5 protein-coding genes are annotated in these 6,831 nt (G+C 69.3%); 2 read left to right on the forward strand and 3 right to left on the reverse strand.

The annotated features are described in order from the left end of the window. Positions 1-423 precede the first annotated feature (423 nt). Positions 424-723: a ferredoxin III, nif-specific gene (fdxB, locus tag CM1CMNOD_RS01715; protein ID WP_013871965.1), complete on the forward strand. Its 300-nt coding sequence runs from the start codon at positions 424-426 to the stop codon at positions 721-723. 773 nt (positions 724-1,496) lie between these two features. After that, positions 1,497-1,778: a hypothetical protein gene (locus tag CM1CMNOD_RS01720; protein WP_013871966.1), complete on the forward strand. Its 282-nt coding sequence runs from the start codon at positions 1,497-1,499 to the stop codon at positions 1,776-1,778. Between the two features lie 77 nt (positions 1,779-1,855). Here the strand turns inward: CM1CMNOD_RS01720 and CM1CMNOD_RS01725 are convergent, their stop codons facing one another. From CM1CMNOD_RS01725 to CM1CMNOD_RS01735, 3 genes are all read right to left on the reverse strand, one after another. Further along, positions 1,856-2,746 carry a NifU family protein gene (locus CM1CMNOD_RS01725; RefSeq protein WP_013871967.1) on the reverse strand — a complete coding sequence of 297 codons (891 nt, stop codon included), beginning with the start codon at positions 2,744-2,746 and terminating at the stop codon, positions 1,856-1,858. A gap of 29 nt (positions 2,747-2,775) precedes the next feature. Continuing rightward, positions 2,776-4,383, reverse strand: a complete 1,608-nt coding sequence (locus CM1CMNOD_RS01730; RefSeq protein ID WP_013871968.1) for a nickel-dependent hydrogenase large subunit — start codon at positions 4,381-4,383, stop codon at positions 2,776-2,778. Between the two features lie 181 nt (positions 4,384-4,564). After that, positions 4,565-5,536, reverse strand: coding sequence for a hydrogenase (locus CM1CMNOD_RS01735; RefSeq protein WP_013871969.1), 972 nt, complete (start codon positions 5,534-5,536; stop codon positions 4,565-4,567). Between the last annotated feature and the right edge of the window lie 1,295 nt (positions 5,537-6,831).

The raw sequence follows: 6,831 nt of genomic DNA on the forward strand, positions 1-6,831 counted from the left end.
GGGCTGTCCGGACGCGCCCGCACGCGCCCACCGCCGCCGGTGGGCGCGTGCGGGCGCGTCCGGACAGCCCGGGGCCTCGGTCGTGAAGAGTTCCGTCGCCTCCTGGTCAAGTGGCCGTCCGTCCACATGGCCGAGGCCGAGATGCCGTTTGGTGAGGTACCTCCGTACTTGTACGGTGTCCGCCCGCGGGACCCACGCCAAGATGGATCTGTAGGCGTCGTAGGTGCCCCTGGGCGACTTCCGTGCTTCCCGTCCACGGGCGGTTCCTCGGACAGGTCGTGTATATGGCGCATCGGACGCCGCTGCGTAGCGGGCCGAAGGTGGCGTGGTCATGTTTTCCGCGCTGCCGGCGGCTCGGCCGTACGGACCCGCCAAGAGGCGTGAAGCGCGCCATCTGATCGTTCTGGACCGAGGAGATTGGGAATGAGTCATGTGAAGTTCGCCACCCGCGACGGTACTCCCTGGGTACCTCAGTACATCGTGGCGTTGGACGGGAAGAAATGTATCGGCTGTGGTCGCTGCTACAAGGTCTGCGCCCAGGGTGTGCTCCGGCTGATGGGTGTGAACGACGAGGGTGAACTGGTCGATCCCTTCGACGACGACGAGGACATCGAGCGCAAGATAATGATCATCGATGCCGCCGGCCAGTGCATTGGCTGCAATGCCTGCATCCGGGTGTGCGGTCCGCGCTGCCAGACCTACGCGCCGGCCGAGGTGGCCTGACTCACCGGTATTTCTGTTCCGCCGTTCCGCCGTTTCCGTTTCGTACGGTTGTGTCCCGGCTGGCTCCCGCGGTGACGCCGGACCGCCCGCCGGCCGGAACACGAGGATCATTCGACCCGCTCCGGACGGCGCCCGGGAACCCGGATCCTCCGATCCGGGTCTCCCATATTGGCTCCCGGCTCTCCCGGTCCTCCTGGATTTTCCGGATTTCTGACGTCCGAGCGCGACAGCGGTCTCGAACGTCGAAGATGCGCCGGCGAAGGGCTGCCGCGTCGTCCCCGGGCCCGCCGGCGCAACCCGGGACTATTCTGGTACCACCAGGCCAACGGCTGCCCACTGGCCAGGTGGCGCGACACGACGACGTCACGACCCTCGGTAGGCGCCGACAAACCGGTCAGCGGCGGTGCGCGGGTCCTGATCCGGATCTTCTGGTCGGCGTATCGGTCGCGGGTGGTGCCACCTCCGGTACTGTGCGCCTATCTGTGTCTCCGCGGCCGACCGGGGACCGTACGATCATGGTTTTTCGCGTGACCGGCAGCCAGAATCCATCAGTAACAACCAAAGATCAACAGATCATGGTTTTCGCGCTGCCGTTGACCTGTTGGACGAGCTTCGAGGAGGGGACAGGACGAAACGCGGTGGATACACCGATAGTCTGCGTGTCTGCGGCACTGTGACGGTGAGCGCAGGGGAGCGGCGTTCGCCGCGACACATGGGCGGAAGAACCATGGTTGCGGAGGGCGAGAGCTCGGACATGCGTGAGGAGCGAGCCATTGGCTGGCCGGGACGTCGACTACGATCGCCCGATTCTGCTGGGCTGTGGGCGATGCGACGTGCAGTGGACGGCGTTGACCGCCGCCCATTGCCCGGGCTGCCACGAGACCTTCGCGGGAGTGGGCACCGGGTTCGACGCCCACCGCGTCGACGGCCGGTGCGTCCCGCCCGCGCAGGTGGGCCTACGCCTTGACGGCGGATACTGGGTGGCCGCTGGCGAGCGCGCCCCAGGAAAGATCCTGAGGGCGCCGCATCACTCCGGGATCCGCCAGGCCGGCTGACCGTCGAGGGCCGGGGAGCGATGGCCGGGACCGGCGGCCCGGACAGCCCCCGCGTGATCGTGCCGCGTGGCCGGCCGTCATGCGTCGACCCGTATCCACACCTGGCCGTTGTCCACCCGCAGGGGCAGCTGCGTCAGCTGCGCGCCCGGGGAGTTCAGACAGGCGCCGGAGCGCGCGTCGTAACAGAATCCGTGCCGCGGACAGGTGAGAGTGCCCGTGGCCGGATCGAGCTGCGCCACGTTGATCGGCAGGCCCTGGTGGGCGCAGATGTCGCGATAGGCGATGAGCTGGCCGTCGAGGCTGATGACCACGATGTCGGCCTTGACGCCGTCGGCCCGCTCGAGATGCAGCGCCGTGATCGGCCGCTCGCCGAGGCCTACCGCCGTCCCGACCGCCACCCACCCGCCGTCGCGGTTACGCACCGGGCCCAGCGGGATCAGCGTCGGGGGCGGGTCACCCGCCAGCATCACCACGCGCGCGATCGACCCGACACCGCCGATCAGAGCCTCCTTGACGACTTCACGCAGTGTGACCCCAGCCAGCGCACGGCTGTTGCAGGTGCCGCTGACCCGCAAGAACGCGGTGTCCCCGTCCACCCGGACCAGCTCCGCGTCCCCGCCGTGCGCCCGCAGGTACGGGCGGACCTTCTCCAGCGCGCGCAGCGACTCGGTCACCGGCGTGGGCTGGAGGATCCCGTGCACGGAGAAGAGCAGGCGCACCACGGGATCGTCCGCGAGCTCGAACAGCAGCTCCCGGCCGCGGGGATCCTCGCGCAGCCGGCGGACGATCGCGTTGATCCCGCTGCCGTGCAGAGCCTCGACGGCGTGCCGCAGTTGCTCGGCCCGCCGCCGGGCCGCCGGCTCCAGCTCCCGGACGCCGGTCGCCGCCTCGTCGAGGGCCTCTGACAGCGCCTCGAGGCCGGGGCCGGGTTCGTTCCACGTCGGCCCGGTCGGCCGGGCGTCACTCATCGCTGGGCTCCTTGTCCGTCTCCCCCGGGTCAGACCGCACCGTTGATCACGAACTTGCTGAGTTCCCGGCCGGTCCGCCCGTCGTAGGCGTGCACGGTGCACACCAGGCAGGAGTCGAAGCTGCGGGCCACATGCCCGAGTTCCACCGGGTCCTCGGCGTCGGCGACCGGTGTACCGACCAGGGCCTGCTCGATCGGGCCGGGCGTCTGCGAGCCGTCCCGCGGGCCGATGTTCCACGCGGTCGGCGTGACCACCTGGTAGTTCGCGATCTTTCCGTCCTCGATGACGATCCAGTCGGCCAGCGACCCGCGGGCGGCCTCGGTGGCCCCGAAACCGCGGCCCTCGGCGGGCTCGGCCGGTTTGGTGTAGAAGCTCTCCCGCAGGTCGAGCTGGTCGAGCCACTGCCGCGTCCACTGGTAGTACCTGGCGGCCTCGTGCATCCGGGCGAGCTGGCGGACCAGCACCGACGGCCCGATCCGGGCGATGATGTCGGTGAACAGCGGGTCGTCGTCCTGGTGGGCGGCGGCGCCGGGGGCGCCGGCGACTATCCGGCGGGCCAGTGGGCCGGCCTCCATCGGGACGTATCCCTGTCCCGACAGGTGGTAGCGCGGCGCTTTCGCCCAGCTGTACTTGCCCTGTTCACGCCCTCGCTGCGGGTCGAGCGGCCGGGTCTCGCCGTCGAACGGGTGGCGGGCCTGCGTCCCCTCGTAGAAGGAGTGGGTGACGTCCTCGCGGATCCACCTCTGGTCGAAGGTGAAGAACTCGCCGTTGGAACAGATCCCCGAGCGGGCGATCAGGGCGGCGTTGCGCCCCTCGATGGTCGGCTCCGCGTAGAGATCGGGGTGGAAGTAGGTGCCGGTGGCCAGGTAGTTGCCGACCCCGCCGCCGTAGGTGTCCAGGCCGATGTCACGGCTGTAGCGGATGAAGAAGCCGCAGTCGCTGTCGTGCTGGGAGTCGTTCTCCTCGACCCAGGCGAGCACGTCGTCCCAGGTGCGGTTGGCCAGCCAGCGCTCGACCGAGCAGCCGAGCCAGTACTTCTCCAGCCAGTTGTGCTTCCAGTGTTCCAGGATGGCGATCGACCGGGTGACGTCGGAGAGGGTGGGGGCGCCCATGACACCCCCGGGCACCATGAAGCTGGAATGCGGCCACTGCCCGCCGAGGATCGCGTACACCTCGGTCGGCTTGCCGGACAGGACGACCCCCGGGGCGTAGCTGGTGCCGGTGTACGGGGCGAACCGCCGGACGGCCTCGTCGTAGAGCGGCGAGCGCGCGTACTTCCTGTTCGTCAGGTCGATCGCGAACAGCGCGTAGAAGTAGCGCGGGATGCTCTGCAACGTCTCGCACGCCTGCGCGATGTTGCGGACCAGCGTGGCGTTGGGCGGTATCCGGGTGCCCCACGCCACGTCCAGGGCATACGCGGCCTTGTACAGGTGGCTGCCACCGCAGATGCCGCAGATGCGTGGGGTCACGATCAGGCCGGCCCGGGGGTCCTTGCCCCGAAGGATGATCTCGAAGCCCCGGAACATCGCCGCCTGGGTCCAGGCGGAGGTCACCACGCCGTCGCTGACCGCCACTCGGACGTCCAGATCGCCCTCGACCCGGCCCATCGGGCTGACGTTGAGATCGACGGTGGTCATCGGTGTCCTTCTTCCATTCGGCGCGCTTGCGTTCGGCGGCGTCCAGCCGGCGTCCGTCCACTTCGGCTGGCATGGTTCGGCCCGGCGGTGGGCGTTCCAGCCGGCATGGCTCCCGCCTGTGACGGGAAGCCGGGGCGGGCAACGGGGGCAGGCAACGGGGCAGGCGGAGCGGGGCAGGTCGTCAGACGACGAACGTGTCCTTCTTCGACCAGTCCGGGGCGGCGATCTTCGCGATCGCGGACTGGGCCAGGTAGGTGAGGTGACGGGTGCCCTCCGGGATCTCCCGGGGGATGACGCCGACGGCCTTGCGGGTCTGGAAGACCGTCCCCGGCTCAAGGTCGAAGAACGGGAACTCCGGCTCGGTGCACCCGATGCACGGCACGCCCGCGCGGGTCTTGGACGACTGGCCGTTCCACAGGATGCGGTTGCACGGCGAGTGGGTCATCGGGCCGCGGCAGCCGAGCTCGTAGAACAGGCAGCCCGTGCGGGTGCCCTCCCCGAACGTGGTGGTGGACTGCTTGTACTCGAAGAACTCCGTCCGGGTGCATCCGGTGTGTGTGAAGCTGGTGAAGAACGTCCGCGGCCGCTGGAGCTCGTCCAGGTCGATGTCGGCGGCCCGGCCGGTCGCCAGCGCGACGAGGATCTGGGAGATCCAGTCCGGATGGGCCGGGCAGCCCGGGATGTTGACTACCGGCAGCCCGCCGCGCGAGCGGAACTCCGCGCCGAGGAAGCCGCCGCGCTCGCGCTTGTGGAACTGCAGGCCGGTCGAGGAGGTCGGGTTGGGCGCCGTCGCCGCGATCCCGCCCCAGCAGGCGCAGTCCCCGACCGCGACCACGGTCCGGGCCGTTCCCGCCAGGTCGATCACCCAGTCCTTCATGGGACGGTCGGCGAACATGTCGTAGCGGCCGGTGCCCTCCGGCCCCTCGATCACAGAGCCCTCGAACACCAGGACGTCCACCGGTGTCTCGCCGCTGGCGCAGGCCCGCAGCAGCTTCCGCGCGTGAGTCCCCGACTCCAGGGCGAGGGAGGGATGCCAGAGCAGCTCGAGCCCGAAGCTGGTGACGAGGTCGACGACGTTCGGCTCGTCGGCGTTCAGGAAGGACATGGTGTTCCCGCCGCACGCCCCTCCATGCAGCCACAGCACGGACGGCATCGGTCCTCCTCTCGGGTAACCCCGGGCGGGGTTACATGATCGTTCCCCCGGGTGGTCCGGGGACGGGGCCTGCCGCGACCCGACTCGGCCTGGCCGCTGATCGGGCCAGGCCGAGTCCGGCTTTCCGGTCGGTTTCCGAGCCGGCGGTGAGCAGCCCCGAGCGCGGAAGAAAGGCGATCGCGCCACCGCGGCTCCATCGCCATGATCCCATGGTGTCGACGGCCCGCCCTTGCCAGAACCTGGACGTATGACCGCCATCACGTAATGATCATTTATCGGCTGTCCGGGTGAGTGGGTGGTCGGAGGACCGCGTTTTCGCGTCCGGTTCCGGTTCCCGACCGGAGCGGCGATGCCGATCCCAGAGCTTCGGTGGGCCCGGTGCCCGGATCGCCGGCGCCCCGGCGACAGCCCGACGGTGGCGTGGACCGAGCGCCCGCCCGCATGGCCCGACCACGTCATGATCGTGGCCATGCTCACGCGGGCCCGATGGCGGCGCGGGCCGGGCCTTCCAGCGTGTCGTCGACAGAGGTCTGTGACAGGCCAGCGACAGGCCTGTCACAGACCTGTCGCTCGTGTAGAGCCTGCCTGATGGGCCGTGGCGCCCGCTGGAATCGGCCCAGGGGGTGTCCGCCGCGCCGCGGGCGCTGGTTCGGCAGTCAGTTTCTGGACATTTTCGTCCGTGGCTCCCGTGGCGCCCGGTTTGATATCGCGGTGGACACTTCCACCGGCGTCCGTGTGGGCCACCGGAATTCATCCGGAGTGGCGACCGTGGCGCGTCGCGTCCTGGGAGGAACGCTACCGAAGCGGCCGGCACGGCGTACCGAACGGGCGTTTCACGCTGTTTTCGGCGGGCGAACAATCATATTACCAGTGACATTACCGGTGGCTGGTGACGGACGGGCCTGATACGGCCCGGGGCCGCCGTTCAGGAAAGAAGCACCGATTTTCACCCTGTGTCACGGCGGACGTGTGCTGCTGTAATCATCGAGGTCGAACGTTTGCGATGTCCTCATGTCGGTCGGCTGTCACCAGCCGGGAGAAGCGCATTGATTGAAAGCTTTCCCGGACACGTCCCAGACACATTCGTGTGGATGGTCGCCGAACAGGTTGATTTTTCGAAAGGTGGTAGACATGGCTCGCGACACAGCACCGTCCGGTGCTGCCGCGCCGGTTGACGGCGATCTCGTGCCGCTGGTGCCCAGGCCCCGGCAGCCAGCGGATGTACCCTCGCGCGCACGCCCGGCCACCGCGGCGGGCGGGGCTGGGGCAGTGGCGGTCAGTGGCCGGGCGTGCGC

The organism is Protofrankia symbiont of Coriaria myrtifolia (assembly GCF_900634755.1).
In the GTDB taxonomy this organism is placed as follows: domain Bacteria; phylum Actinomycetota; class Actinomycetes; order Frankiales; family Frankiaceae; genus Protofrankia; species Protofrankia coriariae.

Coding starts and splice junctions, on each gene's coding strand:
- fdxB (WP_013871965.1), top strand. CDS start 424: ATGAGTCATGTGAAGTTCGCCACCCGCGACGGTACTCCCTGGGTACCT.
- CM1CMNOD_RS01725 (WP_013871967.1), bottom strand. CDS start 2,746: ATGAGTGACGCCCGGCCGACCGGGCCGACGTGGAACGAACCCGGCCCC.
- CM1CMNOD_RS01730 (WP_013871968.1), bottom strand. CDS start 4,383: ATGACCACCGTCGATCTCAACGTCAGCCCGATGGGCCGGGTCGAGGGC.
- CM1CMNOD_RS01735 (WP_013871969.1), bottom strand. CDS start 5,536: ATGCCGTCCGTGCTGTGGCTGCATGGAGGGGCGTGCGGCGGGAACACC.